This is a genomic window from Undibacterium sp. MH2W, from assembly GCF_049340215.1.
Taxonomy (GTDB): Bacteria; Pseudomonadota; Gammaproteobacteria; order Burkholderiales; family Burkholderiaceae_D; genus Undibacterium.
Map to the genome: position 1 here is coordinate 943738 of NZ_JBMPPA010000001.1, position 23654 is coordinate 967391.

Genomic DNA, 23654 nt, shown 5'->3' on the forward strand with positions numbered 1-23654 from the left:
GGCAGAGCGATGTTATCAACGCATCAATTTAGCGTAATTTACGTGTGAAATAGCAAGAAAATTGCATGTCGAGCGTAAATCCATACAACACAAACGTGATCTGTATGTCATCATAGCAACTCGAACAGAGTGCAACACGTTTACTATTTTTCGCGGAGATACTGATGGGTATAGAAGTCAACTTTGAAGGAAAAATTGCGCTGATTACCGGTGCATCCAGTGGTTTAGGTGCGAGATTCGCCAAAATCCTCGCCCAAGCCGGGGCTCAAGTCGTGTTGGCTTCCCGTCGCATCGACCGTCTCAAAGAGTTGCGTGCCGAAATCGAAGCAGAGGGAGGCGCCGCACATGTCGTTGCACTGGATGTGACCGATTACGCCAGTATCAAGTCAGCAATCGCTCACGCCGAGACTGAAGCGGGACCAATCGATATTCTGATCAATAACTCTGGTGTGTCGACGACTCAACGTTTGGTGGATGTAACGCCTGATGATTATGCGTATGTCATGGATACCAATCAACGTGGCGCCTTTTTTGTTGCACAAGAGGCTGCTAAACGGATGATTGCGCGTCATAAAGGTGACCCAAGAAAACAACACCGTATCATCAATATCGCTTCTGTCGCTGGCTTGCGCGTGTTGCCACAGATTGGTATCTACTGCATGAGTAAAGCCGCTGTTGTTCATATGACGAAGGCGATGGCCGTCGAATGGGGTAAATACGGCATCAACGTCAATGCTATTTGTCCTGGTTATATCTCCACTGAGATTAACGAAGAATATTTCGAAACCGAACAGGGACAGAAGCTCATCGACATGTTGCCAAGGAAACGGGTGGGCAATCCTGAAGATCTCGATGGGTTACTCTTATTGTTGGCCGCCGAGGAGTCACGTTTCCTTAATGGTGCGATCGTGACAGCCGATGATGGGATGAGTGTTCAATAATGACGGCTGGTGACAAGAAGCTCGTGTACACGGTCACCATTCCTATTCGGTGGGGTGACATGGATGCGCTGGGTCACGTGAACAATACGGTGTATTTCCAGTACATGGAGCAAGCACGTATTGAATGGCTCTCAATGATGGGGTGCTTGCCTGATGAAAATGGGCACGGTCCCGTGATCATTAATGCCCATTGCACGTTTAAAAAGCCGTTGAAATATCCAGGTCAAGTCGAGGTCTGTACGTACATCTCGACGCCGGGTCGCACGAGCTTTGAAACGATCCAAGAAATGCGCTCTGTCGGAGATGGCTATTCACTGTATGCCGAGGGTGGTGCGAAAGTCGTGTGGGTGGATCCCTCGACAGAGAAGTCAGTGCCGCTGCCTGATGCAATCAAGCAGAAGTTTGCCGAGATTAAAAGTACGCAGAGGCGGCGTCGCTGATCCGCGTGTGGTCAGTAGCCGTTAATGCATGAGTCCGAGAAGTTTGTGCACTAATTCGCTGGATGTCGATGCACAGAATTTACGCATTAATTTTGCTCTGTGCATTTCGACGGTTCTTGGGCTCAGGCCGATTTGACGTGCAATGAGCTTGCTGGTTTTTCCCTCGACCAGCATAGCCGAGATCTCACGCTCTCGTGGCGTGAGTTCTGCGCTGACAGGTCGCTTGGCACTGAGATCCTCAAATGTCCAGATTTCTGTTGTTGATGCATTCTTTTTCTCTAGAACACGCCCAGAGACGTGGCACCAGAACAATTCCTGACTTGCTCTTTTCATGATGCGCTCATCCGAGTAGCTTCCCTTGGCGTTCATGATTGGCGCGATTCTCGCACCAGTTCTCTCGAATTCATCTGGTGTCGGATAAAGGATCTGGAACGAAGCATCAACAAGTAAATTCTCACCTAACCCGAACATGTCAGTCATCGCCTCATTGCAAGCGAGAATGATGCGGTTTCTGGAGATGCACATACCGATCGGTGCTAAATGAAAAATACGTTCGAAATCGATAGTGTTTTTGGAATCCATGGGGCGTTGGGGTCTGTCGTATGGGTAGTGCTACATTTCGTAGTTTTACGGTATTGCGAAGTATAGCGTAGCATCATATGCTTGAAGGATTTTAAAGAATAGACATGGGGCACCAGGTACTGGTGTTGCGGGGTCGGTTTGGCATCTGTTGTGCGACGTGGATACATTGGACACGTTGATGTTCATGCCTGATTTGGCCGCTCTATGAAAATACAGTGTTATCCAACCATTTCGAGAAGACAGAAGGGGGAAGTAATGAATAAAGTTTATCCCGATGCAAAAGCCGCTTTAGCGGACATTGTTAAAGACGGACAGACCATCGCCGTTGGTGGTTTTGGCTTGTGCGGTATTCCAGAGGCGCTGATTGCAGCATTACGCGACACGGGGGCTAAAGAACTGACCGCGATCTCCAATAATGCCGGGGTAGATGGTTTTGGTTTGGGGCAATTATTGACGACGCGCCAGATTAAAAAAATGATTTCCTCTTATGTCGGGGAAAATAAAGAATTTGAGCGCCAGTACTTGGCCGGCGAATTGGAGCTGGAATTCACACCGCAAGGGACCTTAGCAGAGAAATTGCGTGCTGGTGGTGCTGGCATTCCTGCTTTTTTCACTAAAACGGGTGTGGGAACCATTGTCGCAGAGGGCAAAGAAATACGTGAATTTGATGGTCATCAGTATGTGATGGAGCGTTCTTTGGTTTCTGATGTCTCTCTCGTCAAAGCGTGGAAGGCGGACAAAGCGGGTAATCTGGTGTATCGCAAAACCGCGCGTAATTTCAATCCGAATGTCGCTATGGCGGGAAAAATCACCGTAGCCGAGGTGGAAGAATTAGTTGAGATTGGTGAGATTGATCCTGATGATGTGCATACACCAGGTATCTTTGTGCAACGTATCGTTGTCAACACCGCACCTGAGAAACGTATCGAACAACGTACAGTGCGCCCATCAAATTAAGATCAGGAGAGCAAACATGGCATGGAATCGTGATGAAATGGCTGCACGTGCAGCGTTGGAATTGCAAGATGGTTATTACGTCAATCTGGGTATCGGATTGCCGACCTTGGTTGCTAATCATGTGCCGCAAGGGATGGAGGTTTGGCTGCAATCTGAGAATGGTTTGCTCGGCATTGGACCATTTCCGACGGAAGATGAAGTGGACGCCGATTTAATTAATGCAGGCAAGCAAACGGTAACGACCTTGCCTGGCTCATCTATTTTTAGTTCCGCTGACTCTTTCGCCATGATTCGTGGCGGAAAAATTAATCTGGCGATATTGGGCGCCATGCAAGTTAGTCAAAAGGGTGATCTCGCAAACTGGATGATTCCCGGCAAAATGGTTAAAGGCATGGGTGGAGCGATGGATCTCGTGGCGGGTGTAGGTCGCGTTGTAGTGTTAATGGAGCATGTCGCTAAAGGTGATGCCCACAAGATTCTGAATCAGTGTAATTTGCCGTTGACAGGTGTTGGTGTTGTCAACAGAATCATCACCGATCTTGGTGTTATCGACGTAACGCCACAAGGTCTGAAGTTGGTTGAATTGGCTTCAGGTGTGACGGTTGATGAGATTGTTGCGAAAACAGAACCAGCTTTAGACATCTCAGCATTTTCTTGATTGTTGCAATAAAAGGGCATGGTTTGCTGTGTGTGCAAACGTGTCAAACATAAAAGCCGACAGCGATTGTCGGCTTTTTTTATGTTGATGCTGATGCTCAGGAGGTGGCGGGAATATCTCTTACGACAGATCTGTTGATATTGCTGAAGAAAACAAGGCAATATCCTCCGAAATCAATGATATTCAGATCAGTGTTCGTTACAATAGCCGCTTGCACAGCGAGAAACATTTAACTACCGAGGAGTTCTTATGCAAGCCAGACGACAATTCGTTCAGTGCCTATCGCCAACCGGACTGCATTGGATGTCCTATCAAGAATGGGGCGATAGATCGAATCCCGAGGTCTTGGTGTGCGTGCATGGGCTGGCTCGCGTCTCGGACGATTTTGATGCGTTGGCGAAAAATTTATCAGATCGTTATCGCGTCATCTGTCCTGATGTAGTCGGCCGAGGTGCTTCCGAGCGTTTACGCAATCCGATGCATTACCAGATTCCTCAGTATGTGAGTGATATGGTGACTTTGTTGGCACGTCTTGATGTCGAGCAAGTTGACTGGTTTGGCACCTCGATGGGAGGCCTGATTGGTATGGGTATTGCTTCCCTTGAGGGGAATCCGATCCGAAAATTGATTCTGAATGATGTTGGACCAGCACTTAACCCTGTCGCCTTGGCAAGAATTGGTGATTACGTTGGGCAAGGTGTTGCCTTTGATCGGTTTGATGAGGCGTTGGCCTACATTAAAGCGATATCGCAACCCTTTGGAGCGCACACTGATGTGCAATGGGAAAAACTCGCACGCGATGTGTTGCGCCAAAATGAAGCGGGTCAGTGGGTGAAACACTATGATTTGGGGCTAGGTTTGCCGTTTAAATCGGTAACGGCAGAACAGGCTGCCGCAGGCGAAGCGATGTTGTGGGCGGCTTATGATGCGATCAAAAGCAAAACCTTGGTGGTGCGCGGAGAATATTCCGATTTGTTATCGATGGAAACAGCGATAGAAATGACAAAGCGAGGACCATGTGCCAGTTTGGTTCAGATTCCGGGCGTGGGGCATGCACCGACCTTTGTCAGTGACGAGCAGATTGCGATTGCACGCAATTTTTTTCTGGGTCATGCATGAGGTAGTGGCATTGGCTGATTAAAAGCACGCTGAGACGGTGGGGCGACACGCCAATAAGAGCAAGAGAATTTGCAATAACAGCAGTCGATGAGCAGTTGTTGAGCAGTAGGTGTTAAAAGAACGTGAGAAGAGTAGAACATGGAAATTAAAAGATTGCACGTAGGCCAGCGTTTATCCGAAGTCGCTATTCACAACGGTGTTGTGTATTTAGCGGGGCAAATCCCGGAGATTCCAGGGAACGATATCAGCGGCCAGACTGCTGAAGTCTTAGGGCATATCGATCGCTTATTGCAAGAGGCGGGCAGCGATAAAACACGAATTCTGTCATGTCAGATTTATTTGAAGGATATCGCCCTGATAGGTGAGATGAATCGCGTATGGGATGAATGGGTCGCGCCGGGAAATTCACCGCCACGGGCAACTGTCGAGGCAAAATTAGCAAACCCAGATTGGTTAATTGAAGTTGTTGTGACCGCAGCACAAAAGTAAAGATTGATATGGTATCGAGCTCCACTTCGGCATCAGTATCACAATTGACTGATGGCCTCTCAGACGCTGATAAAGAACGCGTGATGACCGCGTTGGAGTTTGTCACGCCCCATTACACTGATCGACATGTGATCACAGGTCAAAATGCCCTCCAATTTGTGGTTGGGGTGGTGTCGACACTGGCGATGCTGAGAACCGATGTGGATTCAAGAATTGCCGCCTTGTTGTTTGAATTGCCGGAATTGTGTCCGGCAATTGCGCCGCAAATTGAAGTCCTGTTCGGGAAAGAAATTGCTGATCTCGTTACCGGAATTCGTCGTTTAATGAAGCTGCGAGAGGCGGCGCTTACCCAGCACGAGACGGGAAAAGGGAAGGACGCCGCAGAAAAAGCCGCCACGCAAATGGAGACCCTTCGCAAGATGGTACTTGCGATGGCGACGGATATGCGTGTGGTACTCGTGCGGCTTGCCTCGCGCGTGACCACGTTGCGTTATTTTGCTGAGATAAAACGTGAGGATGGGTCTTCCAAGCAATACGCGAGTGAGACCATGGATCTGTATGCGCCATTGGCAAATAGACTCGGTGTTTGGCAATTAAAGTGGGAATTAGAAGACTTGTCATTTCGTTTTCTGGAGCCGGAGCAATACAAGCGTATTGCCAAAATGCTTGAAGAAAAACGGGTCGAGCGTGAGAGCTTTGTCGTCAGTGCGATCGCGCGTTTGAATGCTGAGTTGAAAATCGCGGGCGTCAAAGCAGAGGTGAGTGGTCGTCCCAAGCACATCTACAGCATCTGGAAAAAGATGAAAGGCAAGTCGGTTCATTTTGATGAACTTTATGATGTGCGCGCTTTTCGCGTTATCGTAGATGATATAAAAGATTGCTACACCGTATTGGGTATCGTTCATAACGCTTGGGCGCCGCTGCCAAAAGAGTTCGATGATTATATTTCTCGACCAAAACCCAATGGTTATAAATCGCTCCATACGGTCGTTGTCGTAGAGGATGGTCGCCCCCTCGAAGTGCAGATTCGTACGCGAGAAATGCACCAATTTGCGGAATATGGTGTGGCGGCCCATTGGCGCTATAAGGAAAGTGGTGGTTCTAACTTTACTGCCCAAGAGTACGACGAGAAAATTGCCTGGCTTCGACAACTTTTGGCATGGAAGACGGATATTGCTGATGCAGTTGTTGAGCATGAGGAAGTGCAACGGGAATGGGTGGAGAAGCTCAAGGCGGCGAGTCTCGATGATCGAATTTACGTGTTGACACCGCAGGCGAGAGTGATCGAGTTGCCTTGTGGTGCGACGCCGGTTGATTTCGCTTATCAACTCCATACTGATGTGGGGCATCGCTGCCGTGGCGCGCGCGTCGATAGTGTGATGGTGCCATTGAACACGCGGTTGAAGAATGGTCAGACAGTCGAGATTATTACGCTCAAGGCAGGTTCGCCACAAACAGGGCCGTCGAGGGATTGGCTGAGTCCTGAATATTCGGTCAGTACTCGTACTCGAAGTAAGATCCGTGCTTGGTTCAACGCGATTGACCAGCAGGAAACGCTGACGCATGGACGTTCGCTGGTAGAGAAGACGTTGCAGCGCGAAGGTAAGACAGCAGTCAATCTGGAAGAGCTGGCGCGCAAGTTAGGGTTTGCTGCATTGGATGAGTTCTTTCTCTCTGTTGGCAAGGATGAATTCAGTCTGCGTCAGATTGAAACGGTCTTGCGTGATAGTGCGCCAGTGGAAGAACCCGATGAGTTTGTAGCGAATAAGAGTCGTGCCTCCAGTGTGACCCAAGGAGCCAAGTCGGGCGTCCTTGTTGTGGGAACGGATGGTTTGATGACGCAGTTAGCGCGTTGTTGTAAGCCTGCGCCGCCAGACACGATTGTTGGATTTGTGACGCGAGGAAAGGGTGTTTCTATCCATCGCTTAACGTGTAAAAATTTTGCTGAAATGCGAAATAAAGCCCCAGAGCGCGTTATTCAGACGACGTGGGGCGAGCAGGTAAAAGATACTGTGTATCCGGTCGATATCTTCGTCATGGCGCAAGATAGGCAGGGTTTGCTGCGGGATATTTCAGAAGTGTTTTCGCGTGAAAAAATAAATGTGATTGGTGTCAATACACAAAGTGCGAAATCACAAGCGAGAATGTCTTTTACGGTTGAAATTGGCGGAACAACGCAATTGCAGAAAGCGTTGACCATTATTCGAGAGGTAAGTGGGGTGCAGGAGGTTCGACGCCAATAGGCGGCCGTGGGTGACGTATGATGCATATCATTTTTTTCGCTTGATCCTCAAATGAGAAAAAAGTCGCCCGAGGGGCTAGTAATTTGTTGAATGGTTCTGCTATACTCTCGTTTCTTTAGACGCGTAGCTCAGCTGGTTAGAGCACTACCTTGACATGGTAGGGGTCGTTGGTTCGAGTCCAATCGTGTCTACCATAGAATTAGTAATACCTTAGATAAGAGCGAGAAAGGCATCCTGGTTATGACACCGCGAACTACCACGCAAATGGTTTGGGAGCGACTCTAGTCGAGGATCTTTTTCGTCGGTATTAAATGTGAAAAAGCACGGCTAGCCGTGCTTTTTTTTCGTCTGCGTTTTTTAAAATCCCTTTTTTAGCAAACTTCTTTCTCTTTGGAGAGTGATATGGTCTCAGTAAAACTTCCTGATGGTTCGCAACGACAATTCGATGCGCCGGTAACGGTTGCACAAGTTGCAGCTAGCATTGGTGCGGGTCTCGCTAAGGCGGCACTGGCTGGTCGCGTCGATGGTAAGTTGGTCGACACGTCCTTTCTCATTGAGAATGATGTTGAGCTGGCTATTGTGACTGATAAAGACGCCGATGGCCTGGATGTGATTCGTCACTCGACAGCACATTTACTTGCCTATGCTGTCAAGGAGTTGTTTCCAGATGCACAGGTCACTATTGGACCTGTGATCGAAAACGGCTTTTATTACGATTTCTCGTATAAGCGCCCATTCACACCTGATGACTTGGTGTTGATTGAAAAGAAAATGGCTGAGTTGGCGAAGAAAGACGAGCAGGTTACTCGTAAAGTATTGCCGCGCGATGAAGCTGTTGCCTACTTTAAGTCCATCGGTGAGGCATATAAGGCGGAAATCATTGAATCTATTCCTGCAGATCAGGATGTCTCTTTGTACACTGAGGGTAACTTTACTGACTTGTGCCGCGGCCCACACGTACCGTCGACAGGTAAATTGAGAGTATTTAAGTTGATGAAGCTCGCTGGTGCTTACTGGCGTGGCGACTCTAAGAATGAGATGCTGCAGCGTATTTATGGTACTGCCTTTGCTAAGAAGGAAGACCAAGAGCAATATTTGCACATGTTGGAAGAGGCCGAAAAACGCGATCACCGTAAGTTGGGTAAGGCGTTGGACTTCTTCCATTTTCAAGATGAGGCACCTGGTCTCGTATTTTGGCATGCTAAGGGCTGGACGATCTGGCAACAAATCGAACAATACATGCGTAAGGTTTACCAAGACTGCGGTTATCAAGAAGTTAAAGGTCCTCAGATTCTGGACAGTAGCCTGTGGAATAAAACAGGTCACTGGGATAACTACAAAGACAATATGTTTGTCACTGAGTCCGAAAATCGTGCGTATGCACTCAAGCCGATGAATTGCCCTGGTCATGTGCAGATTTTTAACTCTGGCATGAAGAGCTACCGTGATCTGCCTTTGCGTTTCGGTGAGTTTGGTCAGTGTCATCGCAATGAGCCTTCCGGTGCGCTGCATGGCATTATGCGCGTTCGCGGCTTTACACAAGATGACGGCCATATTTTCTGTACAGAAGAGCAGATCCAAGACGAGGTTATCGCTTTCCACCCGCAAGCGATGAAAGTCTATAAAGATTTCGGTTTTGATAATATTGCGATTAAATTGGCATTGCGCCCTGATAATCGTATTGGTACAGATGAAATCTGGGATAAGGCAGAGGAAACACTGCGTGCCGGTTTGCGTAGCTGTGGTGTCACAGAGTGGGAAGAATTGCCGGGTGAGGGAGCGTTTTACGGTCCGAAGATTGAATATCACCTGAAAGATAGCTTGGGTCGTCCTTGGCAAGTAGGTACCATGCAGGTCGACTTCTTTATGCCTGGTCGCTTGGGTGCGGAATATGTTGCCGATGACAACAGTCGTAAAGTTCCAGTGATGTTGCACCGTGCGATTGTTGGTTCTATGGAACGTTTTATTGGCATTCTTATCGAAAATCACGCGGGTGCGTTGCCGTTATGGTTGGCACCAGTGCAAGTTTCTGTGCTGAATATCTCTGAATCGCAGGCTGAATATACGAAAGCTGTTGCAGAAAACCTGAAAAAACAAGGGTTTAGAGTAAATACTGATTTGCGTAATGAGAAAATTACATATAAAATACGCGAGCATTCTATTCAAAAATTACCTTACATCTTAGTAATTGGCGATAAAGAACGGGATGCCAACACAGTGGCTGTGCGTACGCGTGGCAATCTGGATCTTGGGGTGATGCCTCTTGATGCCTTCATTTCCCGTCTGAAAGACGAGATATCAAACAAGGTTTAACAGATCAGTCAGCAATCTCCCTTTATTAAGGGAGGTGGCACGGTGAAGATTTTTATTTTTTAAAGGAAACTGCAATAGCTACCGAAAGAACACATCGTATCAACGGTGAAGTTACCGCGCCTGAAGTGCGCTTGTCTGGCGTTGATAACGAACCTCTGGGGATCGTTAAACTGGGTGAAGCCTTCCGCTTGGCCGAAGAGGCTAATGTGGATTTGGTGGAGATTGCACCAACCGCGCAACCACCAGTTTGTCGTTTGATGGATTACGGCAAGTTTAAGTACCAAGAGCAGAAGAAAGCTCACGAAGCCAAATTGAAGCAAAAAGTCATTTTGGTGAAGGAAGTGAAATTCCGCCCAGGTACGGATGATGGTGACTACAACATCAAACTGCGTAATTTGATCAAGTTTCTTGATGATGGCGATAAAACAAAGATCACGCTGCGTTTCCGCGGTCGTGAAATGGCGCACCAAGAGATCGGTATGCGCGTGCTTGAACGCCTGAAGCTGGATCTTGAACCATATGGTCAGGTAGAGCAGTTTCCAAAGATGGAAGGTCGTCAGATGGTCATGATTCTGGCGCCGAAAAAGAAGAAGTAAGCAGTAAAATAAAGAATTTTGCGATACGCGTTGGTGCGGGTTGCGAAAGATCTGCCATGTATTGAATGGCAGATCACCATAAGTGAGAAGTAGGCATCCAAGAGTAGCGATTGTTGCTGCCACCTACCATCATATAAAATGAGGCTGTCGTAACAGACAGATAGTGCTATGCCAAAAATGAAGACGAAAAGCAGCGCAAAAAAGCGCTTCCGCGTACGTCCAGGTGGTACCGTTAAACGCGGTCAAGCTTTCAAACGTCATATCTTGACTAAGAAAACTACCAAAAACAAACGTCAATTGCGCGGTTCTGTAGGTGTTCATGACACCAACATGGTGTCCGTAATGCGCATGATGCCAACAGCTTAACCTCATACTCATTATTAAGGAGTTATTATGCCTAGAGTAAAACGTGGGGTTACAGCTCGTGCCCGTCATAAGAAAGTATTAAACCTTGCAAAAGGTTACCGTGGTCGTCGTAGTAAAGTATTCCGTATTGCTAAGCAAGCAGTTATGCGCGCTGGCCAATACGCATACCGCGATCGCCGCAACAAGAAACGCGTATTCCGCGCATTGTGGATTACTCGTATCAACGCAGCAACACGTCAACACGGTATGACTTACAGCGTGTTCATGAACGGCTTGAAAAAAGCGTCCATCGAACTCGACCGTAAAGTACTGGCAGACATGGCTGTGATGGACAAACCAGCATTTGCTGCGATTGTTAATCAAGTTAAAGCCAACCTGGCTGCGTAATTAGTTATATGTAGTCGCTTGCGGTATGGTTAACATACCGCATCCATCAAGCGGGGCAGAGGTTGATTCCTATGCCCCGTTTTGTTTTCAGCGCATTGAAAACTTGATGCAAGACGACACCAGCACGCTATGCCTTCAGAGCGCTTTTTCTGACGACTTTGCTTGATTGCTTGGATAAATTTTGTATCAGTTTTATCATTATCAGTTTGTTAGCGGGAACAACGCATGAACCCTTTAGATCAAATCGTCAGCCAGGCATGTGCTGATTTTCTTGCGGCGCCAGATGCCGCTGCGCTGGAAAATGCGAAAGCCTTATATCTCGGCAAAAGTGGCCAGATTACAGAACAAATGAAAAGTCTGGGGAAACTCGCACCAGATGAACGTAAGACACAAGGTGCGGTAATCAACGCCGCCAAAGTGCAAATTGAAAACGCGCTGACAGAGCGCCGTGATGCATTGGCTAATGCCCAACTGCAAGCACGTTTAAACGCAGAAGCCATTGATGTGACCTTGCCAGGCCGTGGCCGTGGCGTAGGGGGTATTCACCCAGTAATGCGCACATGGCAGCGTGTTGAAGAAATTTTCCGCTCGATCGGCTTTGATGTTGCCGATGGTCCAGAGATTGAGACGGACTGGACAAATTTTACCGCGCTCAACAGCCCAGAAAATCATCCTGCACGTTCCATGCAAGATACGTTCTATATCGATGGTAAAGATAGCCAAGATAAGCAGTTATTGCTGCGTACACACACTAGCCCAATGCAAGTGCGTTATGCACGGATGAACAAGCCGCCAATCAAAGTTATTGCGCCAGGCCGTACCTATCGCGTGGATAGCGATGCCACTCATTCACCGATGTTTCATCAGGTCGAAGGTTTGTGGATTGCAGAAGACATCAGCTTTGCTGATTTGAAAGGCGTCTACTTAAACTTTGTTAAAGCCTTCTTTGAAACGGATGATTTGCAGGTACGTTTCCGTCCTTCGTATTTCCCATTTACTGAACCGTCGGCTGAGATTGATATTGCGTTCGGTAGTGGTCCATTGAAAGGACGTTGGCTCGAAGTGTCGGGCTCTGGCCAGGTTCATCCAAGTGTCATTCGTAATATGGGCCTCGATCCAGAAACCTATATCGGCTTTGCTTTTGGTTCAGGTCTGGAGCGCTTAACGATGTTGCGTTATGGCGTCAACGATTTGCGCTTGTTCTACGAAGGCGACTTGCGTTTCCTGAAGCAATTCAACTAAATTTTCTGGGCGCACTGCGCTCAGGTATCTCACATTAGACGGCTGAATTATGCAATTTTCTGAAAACTGGCTTCGTACCATGGTTGATCCGAAGATGACTTCGGATGAACTCTCTCATCTGTTGACCATGTCTGGTTTAGAGGTCGAAGAAGTTGAGCCTGTGGCTCCCCCTTTTAATAATGTGGTTGTCGCGGAAATTCGCGAGATCGCTAAGCATCCCGATGCGGATCGTTTAAATATATGTCAGGTCGATGTTGGTACTGGCACGCTGTTGAATATCGTCTGCGGTGCACCGAATGCACGCGTCGGTATCCGGATTCCCTGCGCAATGGCGGGTGCAGTGTTGCCTCCAGGTGCTGACGGTAAACCATTTGAAATTAAAGTCGGCAAACTACGTGGTGTTGAATCGCAAGGTATGCTGTGCTCTGCTCGTGAATTAAAATTATCGGATGATGCTGGCGGCTTAATGGAGCTGCCAAGTGACGCACCGATTGGGCAGAATTTCCGCGACTATTACCTGCTCAATGATCTGAAATTTACGATCAAATTGACTCCTAATAAAGCAGACTGCTTGTCCGTACTGGGTGTGGCACGTGAAGTGTCCGCATTGACGGGTACACCGTTGCATTTGCCAACGACCAAAGCGATTCCAGTGACGTTGAACGAAACTTTGCCAGTCAAGGTGTCTGCACCGGATTTATGCGGTCGTTTTTGCGGTCGTGTCATTCGTGGCGTTAACGCTAAAGCGGCAACACCAGAATGGATGAAGCAACGTCTGGAGCGTAGTGGTCAGCGCCCGATTTCTGCATTGGTTGATATTTCGAATTATGTGATGCTGGAGTTAGGTCGCCCATCACATGTATTTGATCTGGATAAAATCCATGGCGCGATGGACGTTCGATGGGGTAAAGCAGGCGAGACAGTCAAGCTTCTCAATGGGAATACCGTTGCTGTCGATGAGTGGATTGGCGTCATTGCTGACGAAAAAGAAATTGAATCATTAGCCGGCATCATGGGCGGTGATTCCACTTCCGTTACGTTGGAAACACAAAATATTTATCTTGAAGCGGCTTTCTGGTGGCCGAGTGCGATCCAAGGTCGTGCACGCCGTTTCAACTTCTCGACCGATGCCGCTCACCGTTTTGAGCGCGGCGTAGACTTTGAAAACATCGTTGAGCACATCGAGCGAATTACGGCATTGATCGTCGAGATCTGCGGTGGCCCAGAGCAGGTCAAAGTCGGTCCGGTCGACGATCAAATCGTCAACTTGCCAAAGCGCCCACCAGTTAAACTCCGTACAGCGCGCGCTCAAAAAGTGATCGGCGTTCCTTTGACTGATGCGAGTATCGCTGATATTTTCACTCGTTTGAATTTGCAATTTACGCATCAAGACGGTGAGTTCTTGGTCACGCCGCCTTCTTATCGCTTCGATATCGAAATCGAAGAAGATCTGATCGAAGAAGTGGCGCGTGTCTACGGCTTTGAAAACATTCCTGCGTTGCCGCCAGTTGCTGCAAGTGCAATGTTGATTGCGCCTGAAAACAAGCGTTCTTTGTTTGCAGTGCGTCGTCTCATTGCAGATCAGGATTACCAAGAAGTCGTGAACTATAGCTTTGTCGAAGAAGCTTGGGAAAAAGACTTTGCCGGCAACGATGCACCAATTAAATTGCTGAACCCTATCGCTAGTCAGATGGGTGTGATGCGTTCCAATTTGATCGGTAGTTTGATTGCTAACGCGCGTTATAACTTGAACCGTAAAATTAACCGCGTACGTATTTTTGAGATCGGCGCCGTATATTTGCGTGATCAACAAGTCGCTGATGGTCCGTTGGCTGTCGCCGGTTACCACCAACCCAAACATCTTTCTGCACTGGCGTATGGCCCAGTTGTCGAAGAGCAGTGGGGCGCACCGCAACGGAATGTTGACTTCTTTGACGTGAAGGCTGACTTGGAAGCGTTATTTGCGCCAAAAGTTTTACGTTTCGTCAAAAACGAACATGTTGCTTTGCATCCTGGTCGCAGTGCAAGTATTGAATGCGATGGCAAACACATTGGTTTCATTGGTGAATTGCATCCACGTTTGCAACAAAAATATGACCTACCACTAGCACCGGTTGTGTTTGAGGTAGAAGTCGATGCTGTGCAGGATGTGAATGTGCCTGTGTATCGCGAAATATCGAAGTTCCAAGCAGTAACACGTGATCTGGCGCTGGTCGTAAAACAAAGTGTTTCTGTGCAAGATTTGCTGGATGTCTTTAAGGCTGAGGCGCAGAACAATGAAGCTTGTAACATTATGCAAGCCGTTGTTTTGTTTGATGAATATCGTGGTAAGGGCTTGGAAGCAGACGAAAAAAGTCTTGCATTCCGCTTTAGCTTGCAAGATACTCAAACTACCCTCCAAGACGACAGAGTTGAAATGGCAATGACTGCTCTGACGTCCGCCGCTGGTCTGAAATTTTCAGCGAAGTTGCGATAACAGCATAACTGGCATTGCCGGATAATAATTAGATGAGTTTGATAATGAATGACGTAAATTCCGCTGAATTTCAATCAGTTTTAGACGCTGACTTGAACCGTGCGATGCTCGAAGCAAGAGCTCGTTCACAGGCGGAAAAAGAATTGCCTACCTTAACCAAAGCGGAGTTGGCTGAATTGCTCTTTGAGCATGTTGGTTTAAATAAACGCGAAGCAAAGGATATGGTAGAAACTTTTTTCGATGAAATTCGTGATGCGTTGGAGCGCGGGGAGTCCGTAAAATTGTCTGGTTTTGGCAATTTTCAGTTACGTGATAAGCCGCAACGTCCCGGACGCAATCCTAAAACAGGTGAAGAAATTCCTATCACTGCTCGTCGCGTTGTTACTTTCCATGCCAGTCAAAAATTGAAAGGCATGGTAGATGATGCCAGTGGTCAACCTCTTGCTCATGCTGCTTAAAATTAGATGACTGAAATTAAGATTGAATCCGTCACTTTGCCACCCATTCCCGCAAAACGGTATTTTACGATTGGCGAGGTCAGTGAATTATGTGGCGTAAAACCACATGTTTTGCGTTATTGGGAGCAAGAATTTTCTCAGTTGAAACCAGTTAAGCGTCGCGGTAACAGACGCTATTATCAGCATCACGAAGTGTTGTTGATACGCAGAATCCGCGAACTGTTATACGAACAGGGATTTACGATTAATGGTGCGCGTAACAAGCTGCTTGCAAGCTCGGGGCGCTCAGCGTTACATATTGATGAGCCAGAAGAAATTCCGGTTAATTTGCATCAGGTTCGAGACGAATTACGAGAGATCTTGGCATTGTTGACTGTCTAACGTGTGCTCAAAAAAATACCCGGTAAGTTGTTGCTTACCGGGTTTTTTATTTGTCTTAAGCGATGCGCCTTAGTTGGCTTTTGATGGCGCGTTGCGCTTTTGGCGGCATACGACTCTCTCGCGTCGCTACGTGTTGTTCTACAACGTGGTGGGAGTCTCCGGTTTTAAAGACGCTCACAGCGACGCTCAATTCAATTGCTTGGCTTTCTAGCTTATCAGTTGACTTTGTTGCTTGCTCTACCAAGCTTGCATTGTGTTGCGTGATTTCATCGATGCTACTGATGGCATCATTAACGTTGGAAATGCCCGCGCTTTGTTCTTGACTTGCATTACTAACGTGTTTGATCAAATCCGTTACCTGTTCAACATTTTCAGCAATTTCACGCATTGTTTTGCCAGCACTGTTGATCATGTTGCTACCGTTTTGAATTGCTTCTCCGGACGAAACGATCAGGCCTTTGATTTCTTTCGCGGCGTTCGCACTGCGTTGCGCCAGGTTTCTCACTTCACTTGCGACCACTGCAAAACCACGTCCTTCCTGACCTGCTCGAGCAGCTTCAACGGCCGCATTGAGGGCAAGAATGTTGGTTTGAAACGCAATACCATCCATCACGCCAATAATCTCCGAAATCTTACGTGATGTAGTTGTGACTGTTTGCATGGTCTCAATTGCCTTGTCCATGACCAGCAACCCCTGTTGCACTGAGTCTGCGGAAGAATTGATCAATGAACCAGCTTGAGACAAGTTGCTCGCATTTTCTTTGATGGTGCTCGTCAACTCTTCGACAGAACTCGCGGTCTGCTGTAAAGCGCCTGCTTGATGCTCAGTGCGGCTCGCGAGGTCGATGTTTTCTTCATGGATTTCTTTCGCGATACTGTTGACGTTTTCAGCGCCTGTGCGAATATTGTTGACCAAATTGCTGAGACCTTGGTTCATTCTGCTGACAGCGTTAATCAGGTCAGCGAGTTCATCTTTGCCATCGCTGGATGAGGTGTGCTGCAAGTCACCCGCCGCCGTTTTTTCGATTGCTGTTGTGAGAACGCCGATGTCGCGAGCGAGTGAAACATAGATGCCTAGCAAGAAGTAACAAGCCAGTAAGACCAATGCAATAATCGCGCTAAACATGCGCAGTATTTTTTGATTGATTTCGTGAACATGCGCCTCGAGGCGAGCGTTCACTTGCTTCATCATCGTGGTTTCTGACTCATTGAGCTTATCGAGGCTCTCTTGACCAGCGGCGACGAACGCCAAGCCTGAACTTTGATTGACGGATGCTAGCACTTCGTCTTGTGCGCGCTCAAGGAATTTCAGACCAACACCCAGGTTAGTTCTGAGCGGTTCTAGGATACTCTTGTACGACGGGTTTTCTTTTTCAATTGATTGCGTTTGCTCAGTGAGTTGCTTGATTTCCTGCCGGGCGAGCATCTGCGTCGAATTGAGTGTAACGTCTTCGCCTGCTTCAAATAGGCCACTGTCAATATAGGCCGCACCACGGGCTGCCATGATGGCTAATTTCTCAACAATCGATGGGATATTGTTGAGATAAATACCGGCGAGTTCATGTGTCGTGAAATCGCTGTCGAGGGCCAATTTACTTGTGTAAGCGATGTTGATGATTTTTTCATTCAGAACATCAATGATTTGGGTGTATTGAACGAAGCTCTCAGCTGCTTTCAGGCCGGCCTGCTTGGCGTTGGCACCTTGCCATAATTTCTTGAGTTCATCTGATGTGGATTTATTGCTGAGTTTGTCGATGTCCTTTTCCACGGCAGCTTTGGTCACGCCGATTTTGTCTGCAACTTGTTTATTTCCTGTCAGTTGCATGTGCATGAAGGCACGATATTTTCTCAGTTCAGTTTGTAATAATTTGAATTCATGGATTTGCTGTATCGCTACTTGTTTGTCTCTAGTAGCTGCTACTTCCGCTTGCATTTCGCTAAAAAGGAGAGCGACAACGACAAAAAGAGGGATTGCAAAGGCGGTCGCGACCAGCACGACTTTGTGACTGATGCGAAAACCTTGCATCAGACGAACAGCGGGCGAGATGAGATTGAGCACGATATGAGGAAGCCTAAAATAAAGCGATTGAAAAAGCTTGATTTAAAGCAAGATTAATCCTCAAATGTGACGCAGTTATGACGGTTGTGACTATTTGTAAGTATGTTGTCAGCGAGAAGGTGTTTCTTGAAAAAAAGCTTATCAATTTTGATTGATAAGCAATAAACGCGGTTACCGCGATCTCACTTTCGTCGATGATTCTTTTCATGCATGAAACATCACGCCGTGGGCCCTGACGGCATGATGGAAAATTTTCGTCTGCATCGACAAAGTGAGACTCAGCGATAACGCATCGGTGTACTACCTAGAATTGCTTGGAAATAAGAGAAGTGCTGACCACACTGAAACAGACTGGCAGCGGTGTCTGGAAGTGCCGTCTCAATTGCTTGAGCTGCACGAACCGGAATTACGTTGATAGTGATTTTCACCGCTATCAGGTATTTCTGGCGAAGAAAAAGGGCTTAACAATCATGTTAAGCCCTTTAATTTGGCTCCCCGACCTGGACTCGAACCAGGGACCTGCGGATTAACAGTCCGTCGCTCTACCGACTGAGCTATCAGGGAATAGAAGGTCATCTCTTCGTTAAACTTTTTTGTAGTGATTTTTTATTAAGTTCACTACGTACTTCGAATTCTGTGGCTCCCCGACCTGGACTCGAACCAGGGACCTGCGGATTAACAGTCCGTCGCTCTACCGACTGAGCTATCAGGGAACAGAGACAAAGATTATAAGCGTCGAACCATTACTTGTCAACGGCTCGACGCTGTTTCAATTACAAAACCTTCGCAATCGACGCGATCACTTGGTCGATATTTTTGTTGTTCAATGCAGCAACGCAAATACGGCCGGTGTCGACAGCGTAGATAGAATTGTTTTCGCGTAGCGCACCGACTTGTTCTTTCGTCAGACCAGAATAAGAGAACATGCCGCGTTGTTGCATCACAAAGCCGAAGTCATGTGCTGGCGCTTGGGCTTTTAATTTCTCGACGAACGCTTGGCGCATGTCACGAATACGTACGCGCATGGCGGCTAATTCTTCTTCCCACAACTGACGCAGTTCTGGTGTGGCGAGAACTGTCGCGACGACCTGACCACCATGTGATGGCGGGTTAGAGTAGTTGGTACGGATGACGCGCTTTAATTGCGACATAATCCGTGCTGCTTCTTCTGCGCTACCGGCAGCGATGCTTAATGCACCAACGCGTTCGCCGTATAAAGAGAAGGATTTGGAAAACGAGTTAGAGACAAACAACGCACCACCAGCCTCAGCAAAGCGACGAACCACTTTGCCGTCTGCTTCGATACCGTCGCCGAAGCCTTGGTAGGCCATGTCGAGGAATGGAACCAGGCCGCGGGTGGTCACTACGCTGATCACTTGTGTCCATTGGTCGTCAGTGAGGTCGGCACCCGTTGGATTATGGCAGCAGGCATGTAACAGCACGATGGAGCCAGCAGGCATCGTATTGAGTGCTTCTAACATGCCACTGAAATTCACGCCGCGTGTCGCTGGATCATAGTAAGGGTAGGCATTGACTTTAAAGCCAGCGGATTCAAACAATGCGCGGTGATTTTCCCAACTTGGGTCACTGATCCAGACTTCGGAGTTAGGCGAGAAACGTTGCAGGAAGTCTGCGCCCAATTTGAGCGCACCAGTACCGCCGATTGCTTGTGCAGTAATTGCACGTTTTTCAGTAACGACAGCGCTGTCAGCACCAAAAACCAATTCCTGTACTGCTTTATCGTAAGCAGCCAGTCCCTCGATAGGCAAATAAGTACGTGGTGCGTACTTTTCGATCAGAATAGCTTCCGCTTTTTTGACGCATTCGAGCAAAGGCACTTTTCCGTTGTCGTCGTAATAAACGCCAACACCCAGATTCACTTTGGCTGGGTTTTGATCCGCGTTAAACGCTTCAGTAATACCCAAAATCGGGTCGCGGGGAGCCATTTCGATGGCGGAGAACAGGGGGGAGGAGGCAAGAGCGGTCATCGTGATAATATGAGTAGTTGTCTGTCGTTGACAGAGAAGGTTGGTATGATTGAGTAATTAGCAAAGTAATAGCAGTGCAACACATAAAACTTACGCAAAAAATTTCAGGCCAGATCAGCCGGAGATGACGGTGTGGATAACACCAGTGGCATAACATTGCGCAGGGGTATGTCGCAAAAGGGCCTGTTTGGGTAAGTTCTATGACAGCCTCATATTTTAGCAAAGGTAAGAGCATCATGGCGGTAGCACCAGTGAATTCAGTCGCTTTATCTGAGACTTTAGACGAATCAAAGTTTATTTCTTTTCCAAACTCAGCGTTTCAGCTGTATCAAATGTTTGAACCAGCAGGTGATCAGCCTGCGGCGATCGCTAAATTGGTGGAAGGTATCGAGGATGGTCTGTTTTTCCAGACATTACTTGGGGTAACAGGTTCTGGTAAAACTTACACCATGGCAAACGTCATCGCTCGTACTGGGCGTCCTGCTATCATTTTTGCACCGAACAAGACGCTGGCAGCACAGCTGTACAGCGAATTCCGAGAATTTTTCCCACGAAATGCCGTGGAGTATTTCGTTTCTTACTACGATTACTATCAACCTGAGGCTTATGTTCCTCAGCGAGATTTGTTTATTGAGAAAGATTCGGCAATCAATGAGCACATTGAGCAGATGCGCTTGTCGTGTACTAAGTCGCTGATGGAGCGACGCGATGTCATTATCGTGGCGACAGTGTCTGCCATTTACGGTATTGGTAATCCGAGCGAATACCACAAGATGATTTTGACTTTGCGCACCAAAGACAAAGTAAGTCAGCGTGACGTGATCGCTCGCTTGATTCAGATGCAGTATTCACGGAACGAGGTCGATTTTGCCCGTGGTACGTTCCGAGTCCGCGGTGACACCATCGATATTTTTCCGGCCGAGCACGCTGAATTGGCAGTGCGGGTAGAAATGTTTGACGATGAGATTGAAAATTTACAATTGTTTGACCCATTGACAGGCAGGATCAAGCAAAAAATTGCGCGATTTACCGTCTACCCTGGTTCTCATTACGTTACGCCGAGAGAAACGGTCTTGCGTGCTATTGAAACCATTAAAGAAGAATTGCGCGAGCGTCTCGATTTCTTCCGACGCGAAAACAAGCTAATCGAAGAGCAACGTATTGAACAGCGTACTCGATTTGATCTTGAAATGATGGCGGAAATTGGTTTTACCAAAGGTATTGAGAATTACTCGCGGCATTTGAGTGGTGCGAAGCCAGGAGAGCCACCGCCGACCTTAATCGATTATCTTCCCCCAGATGCCTTGATGTTCCTTGATGAGTCGCATGTATTGACTGGGCAATTGAATGGTATGTACAACGGTGACCGAGCGCGTAAAACCAACTTGGTGGATTATGGCTTTCGCTTGCCCTCCGCATTAGATAATCGTCCATTAAAATTTGCAGAATTTGAGAGTAAATTGCGGCAGACCGTGTTTGTTTCTGCGACGCCGGGGGACTATGAACATCAGCATGCCGACCAAACAGTCGAGCAGGTGGTGCGTCCGACGGGCTTAGTGGATCCTGAGATTGAAGTACGTCCTGCATTGACGCAGGTGGATGATCTCATGGGAGAGATCAGCGATCGCATCAAAAAGAATGAACGTGTATTGGTCACGACACTGACGAAGCGCATGTCAGAACAACTGACTGAATTTTTAGGTGAGAATGGGATCAAGGTTCGTTACCTGCATAGCGATATTGATACCGTCGAACGAGTCGAGATTATCCGTGATTTGCGCCTTGGTACTTTTGACGTTCTTGTAGGGATTAACTTGCTGCGTGAGGGCTTGGATATTCCTGAGGTGTCCTTGGTGGCGATTCTTGATGCCGACAAAGAGGGCTTTCTGCGTTCTGAGCGCAGTTTGATTCAAACCATTGGACGTGCTGCCCGTAATTTGCACGGTAAAGCGATTTTATACGCCGATAAAGTGACTGATTCGATGAAGCGTGCAATCGGAGAAACTGAACGCCGACGGACGAAACAGCTTGCATTTAATCAGGCAAACAATATTACGCCGACGGGTATTCGTAAGCAGATTAAAGACATCATTGATGGCGTCTACAATGCGCAGGAAGCCAAAGAGGACTTGGCGATTGCGCAAGAACAGGCGAAATACGAAATGATGGGAGAGAAACAGATAAGTCGCGAAATCAAACGATTAGAAAAGCTCATGCTTGATCACGCGAAAAATCTGGAATTTGAGAAAGCAGCACAAGTCCGCGATCAGCTTGGCCATCTCAAGGATTTGCTATTTGGTGCGGGTGGTCACGACGTCATCGGTGTGATCGCTGGAAAGTAGGTGTCACGCGAGTAATTGGCAGATGGGAACGTATTGATCAATGCGTTCCCAGTATGCTGCCTGCGAATTGGTGCGGCTAATTGGTGGGGCATTACCCCGTCAATGTTTTACCTACTAAGCGACGCTGATTTGCTCAGGGGCTTTGATGCAAATTTGATTGCGTCCACCTTGTTTAGCTTGATAAAGCATGGCATCAGCTTGTAAGAAAAGATCGTTCTCTGTTTTAAAACTCGGAAAGTCTGCAACACCACCGCTAAAACTAAAATGTCTTATTTCATCAGCAGTCACTTCAAAGGCGATTTTGCCGAATGCCTCGCGCATCGCATCGAGCTTTTGTTTTCCTTGTTCGAGATCGCAATCCCAGAAAACGGCAACGAACTCTTCGCCGCCAAACCGGCTCAAGAGGTCATACTCGCCGAGTTGAGAGGATAAGACTAATGACAAGCGCTTAATGACGATATCACCGAAGTAGTGGCCCCAGGTATCGTTAATTGTCTTGAATTTATCGATATCGATAACGCCGTAAGCCAATGGCTTTTCCATTCGCGCGGCACGACGAATCATATCAAGGGCTTTGTTCTGTAAGCCGACCTTATTCAAGAGACCTGTTGCACGGTCTCGGCTAATCAAGTCTTTGCTAGCGCGGATTTTATTAATTCTGTTGAGCAGTTGGCGTGTCAGGACGTCGCTGTCTGTTGCATTTAAAATTTCATCGAAACCACTATCCAAGGCCTTACGCGCCAAGCGCGGTTCTGGCTTGTCTTGGAGCATGATAATTTCGCGGCCTGGATCAAACTCAATATTTTTCTTCAACACGCGAACAAGTGCTTCGGTATTGAGGTACTGGGTTTCATTGATTAACACGATATCGGGTTGTGTTTCTTTTACACGCAAATGCAAAGAGCGCGCATCGAAGCATTGGATCATGTCGACGCCGTGCTGGGTCAGCATATCGGTGTCTAGTGGCGCATTGTCACCGAGATAAATGATGGTGTTCGAGTCTCCGCGCTTGTGCCGTCCAAATAGATTAAACAGTTTATCGACCAGCATGTCGTTCGTGATTGGCTTCTCGGCATAAGCAAGGCAATTACTCTCGACAAGCTTTTGTTGCAATAAGAAACGCTCACCTTGGCGGACGGTTTGTAAATAGACGTAGTTTTGATTTGCTGGCAGTCGTTGTAGCAGGTCACTCAGGAACATCGTTTGTCGACGTTGTTGTGACATGTCATTTTGCATGTTGTAGAGCACATCAAGATCAATGACAAACAGATCATTACCCTCCGAACTCTCAACGGCGGTGACAAAGTCGCTCATTTGGTCAAAAAACAAAATATCAAAGTCATACTTGTGAGCACACAGTAAGAGCTCGTCTTTATTGTCTTTGATGAAAAAAGTCTGTGAAAGTAACAGTACCTTGTTCTTGAATAGTGACACCACTTCAGGCATTTTGTCTCCGTGTACTCTTTGCCACATTAACGGGACACAATAGCCCGTGTTGCTCAGATGAATTTTAAACGAATTTATTCTCTTACCGTTGCTCTTAAGCAGAAAAAATGATGAACAATAGCAAATTGCTGTTGGTTTTAGTGCAATAAGTGGAGAAGAGGCACAATCGCC

Annotated in this window: 20 protein-coding genes and 3 tRNA genes; 17 read left to right on the forward strand and 6 right to left on the reverse strand. The window is 47.4% G+C overall.

Annotated elements, in window-relative coordinates:
- Nucleotides 1-164: 164 nt before the first annotated feature.
- Both ACO0K2_RS04035 and ACO0K2_RS04040 read left to right on the forward strand, forming a co-directional pair.
- Nucleotides 165-941 carry an SDR family oxidoreductase gene (locus tag ACO0K2_RS04035; protein ID WP_423015944.1) on the forward strand — a complete coding sequence of 259 codons (777 nt, stop codon included), beginning with the start codon at nt 165-167 and terminating at the stop codon, nt 939-941.
- Entirely contained in the window at nt 941-1381 is a 441-nt protein-coding gene (locus ACO0K2_RS04040) for an acyl-CoA thioesterase (RefSeq protein WP_423015946.1), read from the forward strand. Before ACO0K2_RS04035 ends, ACO0K2_RS04040 begins: the two co-directional genes overlap by 1 nt.
- A gap of 21 nt (nt 1382-1402) precedes the next feature.
- Here ACO0K2_RS04040 and ACO0K2_RS04045 read toward each other — a convergent pair whose 3' ends face one another.
- Nucleotides 1403-1963, reverse strand: a complete 561-nt coding sequence (locus tag ACO0K2_RS04045) for a LuxR C-terminal-related transcriptional regulator (RefSeq protein WP_423015948.1) — start codon at nt 1961-1963, stop codon at nt 1403-1405.
- Nucleotides 1964-2218: 255 nt separating this feature from the next.
- On the opposite strand from ACO0K2_RS04045, the gene ACO0K2_RS04050 reads away from it, so the two are divergent.
- From ACO0K2_RS04050 to ACO0K2_RS04115, 14 genes are all read left to right on the forward strand, one after another.
- Nucleotides 2219-2920 (forward strand): CoA transferase subunit A, encoded by a 702-nt coding sequence (locus ACO0K2_RS04050; RefSeq protein ID WP_423015950.1) that lies wholly within the window; start codon nt 2219-2221, stop codon nt 2918-2920.
- Nucleotides 2921-2936: 16 nt separating this feature from the next.
- Nucleotides 2937-3578 (forward strand): CoA transferase subunit B, encoded by a 642-nt coding sequence (locus tag ACO0K2_RS04055; RefSeq protein ID WP_423015952.1) that lies wholly within the window; start codon nt 2937-2939, stop codon nt 3576-3578.
- Nucleotides 3579-3827: 249 nt separating this feature from the next.
- Nucleotides 3828-4697, forward strand: a complete 870-nt coding sequence (locus ACO0K2_RS04060; protein ID WP_423015954.1) for an alpha/beta fold hydrolase — start codon at nt 3828-3830, stop codon at nt 4695-4697.
- Nucleotides 4698-4835: 138 nt separating this feature from the next.
- Nucleotides 4836-5186 carry a RidA family protein gene (locus ACO0K2_RS04065; protein WP_423015956.1) on the forward strand — a complete coding sequence of 117 codons (351 nt, stop codon included), beginning with the start codon at nt 4836-4838 and terminating at the stop codon, nt 5184-5186.
- An 8-nt stretch (nt 5187-5194) separates the two neighbouring features.
- Nucleotides 5195-7429 (forward strand): RelA/SpoT family protein, encoded by a 2235-nt coding sequence (locus ACO0K2_RS04070; RefSeq protein WP_423015958.1) that lies wholly within the window; start codon nt 5195-5197, stop codon nt 7427-7429.
- Nucleotides 7430-7546: 117 nt separating this feature from the next.
- Nucleotides 7547-7623: transfer RNA gene (locus ACO0K2_RS04075), tRNA-Val, on the forward strand.
- A 208-nt stretch (nt 7624-7831) separates the two neighbouring features.
- A complete protein-coding gene (thrS, locus tag ACO0K2_RS04080) occupies nt 7832-9742 on the forward strand; it encodes a threonine--tRNA ligase (RefSeq protein ID WP_423015960.1) in 1911 nt (636 codons plus the stop codon).
- A 74-nt stretch (nt 9743-9816) separates the two neighbouring features.
- Entirely contained in the window at nt 9817-10338 is a 522-nt protein-coding gene (infC, locus tag ACO0K2_RS04085; RefSeq protein ID WP_186911918.1) for a translation initiation factor IF-3, read from the forward strand.
- Nucleotides 10339-10506: 168 nt separating this feature from the next.
- On the forward strand, nt 10507-10704 hold the full coding sequence (gene rpmI / locus ACO0K2_RS04090; protein ID WP_110253942.1) for a 50S ribosomal protein L35: 198 nt from the start codon (nt 10507-10509) through the stop codon (nt 10702-10704).
- Between the two features lie 27 nt (nt 10705-10731).
- Nucleotides 10732-11091 (forward strand): 50S ribosomal protein L20, encoded by a 360-nt coding sequence (rplT, locus tag ACO0K2_RS04095; RefSeq protein ID WP_186885142.1) that lies wholly within the window; start codon nt 10732-10734, stop codon nt 11089-11091.
- Nucleotides 11092-11316: 225 nt separating this feature from the next.
- Nucleotides 11317-12333 carry a phenylalanine--tRNA ligase subunit alpha gene (gene pheS, locus ACO0K2_RS04100; protein WP_423015963.1) on the forward strand — a complete coding sequence of 339 codons (1017 nt, stop codon included), beginning with the start codon at nt 11317-11319 and terminating at the stop codon, nt 12331-12333.
- Between the two features lie 49 nt (nt 12334-12382).
- On the forward strand, nt 12383-14809 hold the full coding sequence (pheT, locus tag ACO0K2_RS04105; protein ID WP_423015965.1) for a phenylalanine--tRNA ligase subunit beta: 2427 nt from the start codon (nt 12383-12385) through the stop codon (nt 14807-14809).
- A gap of 44 nt (nt 14810-14853) precedes the next feature.
- Entirely contained in the window at nt 14854-15267 is a 414-nt protein-coding gene (locus tag ACO0K2_RS04110) for an integration host factor subunit alpha (RefSeq protein ID WP_423015967.1), read from the forward strand.
- A gap of 6 nt (nt 15268-15273) precedes the next feature.
- On the forward strand, nt 15274-15648 hold the full coding sequence (locus ACO0K2_RS04115; RefSeq protein ID WP_423015969.1) for a MerR family transcriptional regulator: 375 nt from the start codon (nt 15274-15276) through the stop codon (nt 15646-15648).
- Between the two features lie 55 nt (nt 15649-15703).
- Here the strand turns inward: ACO0K2_RS04115 and ACO0K2_RS04120 are convergent, their stop codons facing one another.
- The 4 genes from ACO0K2_RS04120 to ACO0K2_RS04135 form a co-directional block, all read right to left on the reverse strand.
- The gene (locus ACO0K2_RS04120; RefSeq protein WP_423015971.1) at nt 15704-17707 is read right to left on the reverse strand and encodes a methyl-accepting chemotaxis protein; all 2004 of its coding nucleotides are present in this window, start codon (nt 17705-17707) and stop codon (nt 15704-15706) included.
- 488 nt (nt 17708-18195) lie between these two features.
- Nucleotides 18196-18271, reverse strand: a tRNA-Asn gene (locus tag ACO0K2_RS04125).
- Between the two features lie 73 nt (nt 18272-18344).
- A tRNA-Asn gene (locus tag ACO0K2_RS04130) sits at nt 18345-18420 on the reverse strand.
- Nucleotides 18421-18480: 60 nt separating this feature from the next.
- Entirely contained in the window at nt 18481-19695 is a 1215-nt protein-coding gene (locus ACO0K2_RS04135) for an aromatic amino acid transaminase (RefSeq protein WP_423015973.1), read from the reverse strand.
- 236 nt (nt 19696-19931) lie between these two features.
- Between ACO0K2_RS04135 and uvrB the strand changes: the two genes are divergently transcribed.
- Entirely contained in the window at nt 19932-22037 is a 2106-nt protein-coding gene (gene uvrB, locus ACO0K2_RS04140) for an excinuclease ABC subunit UvrB (RefSeq protein ID WP_423016177.1), read from the forward strand.
- A gap of 114 nt (nt 22038-22151) precedes the next feature.
- Here the strand turns inward: uvrB and ACO0K2_RS04145 are convergent, their stop codons facing one another.
- Entirely contained in the window at nt 22152-23483 is a 1332-nt protein-coding gene (locus ACO0K2_RS04145; RefSeq protein WP_423015975.1) for a diguanylate cyclase, read from the reverse strand.
- Between the last annotated feature and the right edge of the window lie 171 nt (nt 23484-23654).

Bases quoted from the DNA above. Each gene is read 5' to 3' on its own strand.
- ACO0K2_RS04040 (WP_423015946.1), top strand. From the start codon at position 941: ATGACGGCTGGTGACAAGAAGCTCGTGTACACGGTCACCATTCCTATT.
- ACO0K2_RS04115 (WP_423015969.1), top strand. From the start codon at position 15,274: ATGACTGAAATTAAGATTGAATCCGTCACTTTGCCACCCATTCCCGCA.
- ACO0K2_RS04110 (WP_423015967.1), top strand. From the start codon at position 14,854: ATGAATGACGTAAATTCCGCTGAATTTCAATCAGTTTTAGACGCTGAC.
- uvrB (WP_423016177.1), top strand. From the start codon at position 19,932: ATGGCGGTAGCACCAGTGAATTCAGTCGCTTTATCTGAGACTTTAGAC.
- thrS (WP_423015960.1), top strand. From the start codon at position 7,832: ATGGTCTCAGTAAAACTTCCTGATGGTTCGCAACGACAATTCGATGCG.
- rpmI (WP_110253942.1), top strand. From the start codon at position 10,507: ATGCCAAAAATGAAGACGAAAAGCAGCGCAAAAAAGCGCTTCCGCGTA.
- ACO0K2_RS04050 (WP_423015950.1), top strand. From the start codon at position 2,219: ATGAATAAAGTTTATCCCGATGCAAAAGCCGCTTTAGCGGACATTGTT.
- ACO0K2_RS04060 (WP_423015954.1), top strand. From the start codon at position 3,828: ATGCAAGCCAGACGACAATTCGTTCAGTGCCTATCGCCAACCGGACTG.
- ACO0K2_RS04055 (WP_423015952.1), top strand. From the start codon at position 2,937: ATGGCATGGAATCGTGATGAAATGGCTGCACGTGCAGCGTTGGAATTG.
- pheS (WP_423015963.1), top strand. From the start codon at position 11,317: ATGAACCCTTTAGATCAAATCGTCAGCCAGGCATGTGCTGATTTTCTT.
- ACO0K2_RS04145 (WP_423015975.1), bottom strand. From the start codon at position 23,483: ATGCCTGAAGTGGTGTCACTATTCAAGAACAAGGTACTGTTACTTTCA.
- ACO0K2_RS04035 (WP_423015944.1), top strand. From the start codon at position 165: ATGGGTATAGAAGTCAACTTTGAAGGAAAAATTGCGCTGATTACCGGT.
- pheT (WP_423015965.1), top strand. From the start codon at position 12,383: ATGCAATTTTCTGAAAACTGGCTTCGTACCATGGTTGATCCGAAGATG.
- ACO0K2_RS04070 (WP_423015958.1), top strand. From the start codon at position 5,195: ATGGTATCGAGCTCCACTTCGGCATCAGTATCACAATTGACTGATGGC.
- rplT (WP_186885142.1), top strand. From the start codon at position 10,732: ATGCCTAGAGTAAAACGTGGGGTTACAGCTCGTGCCCGTCATAAGAAA.
- ACO0K2_RS04045 (WP_423015948.1), bottom strand. From the start codon at position 1,963: ATGGATTCCAAAAACACTATCGATTTCGAACGTATTTTTCATTTAGCA.
- ACO0K2_RS04135 (WP_423015973.1), bottom strand. From the start codon at position 19,695: ATGACCGCTCTTGCCTCCTCCCCCCTGTTCTCCGCCATCGAAATGGCT.
- ACO0K2_RS04065 (WP_423015956.1), top strand. From the start codon at position 4,836: ATGGAAATTAAAAGATTGCACGTAGGCCAGCGTTTATCCGAAGTCGCT.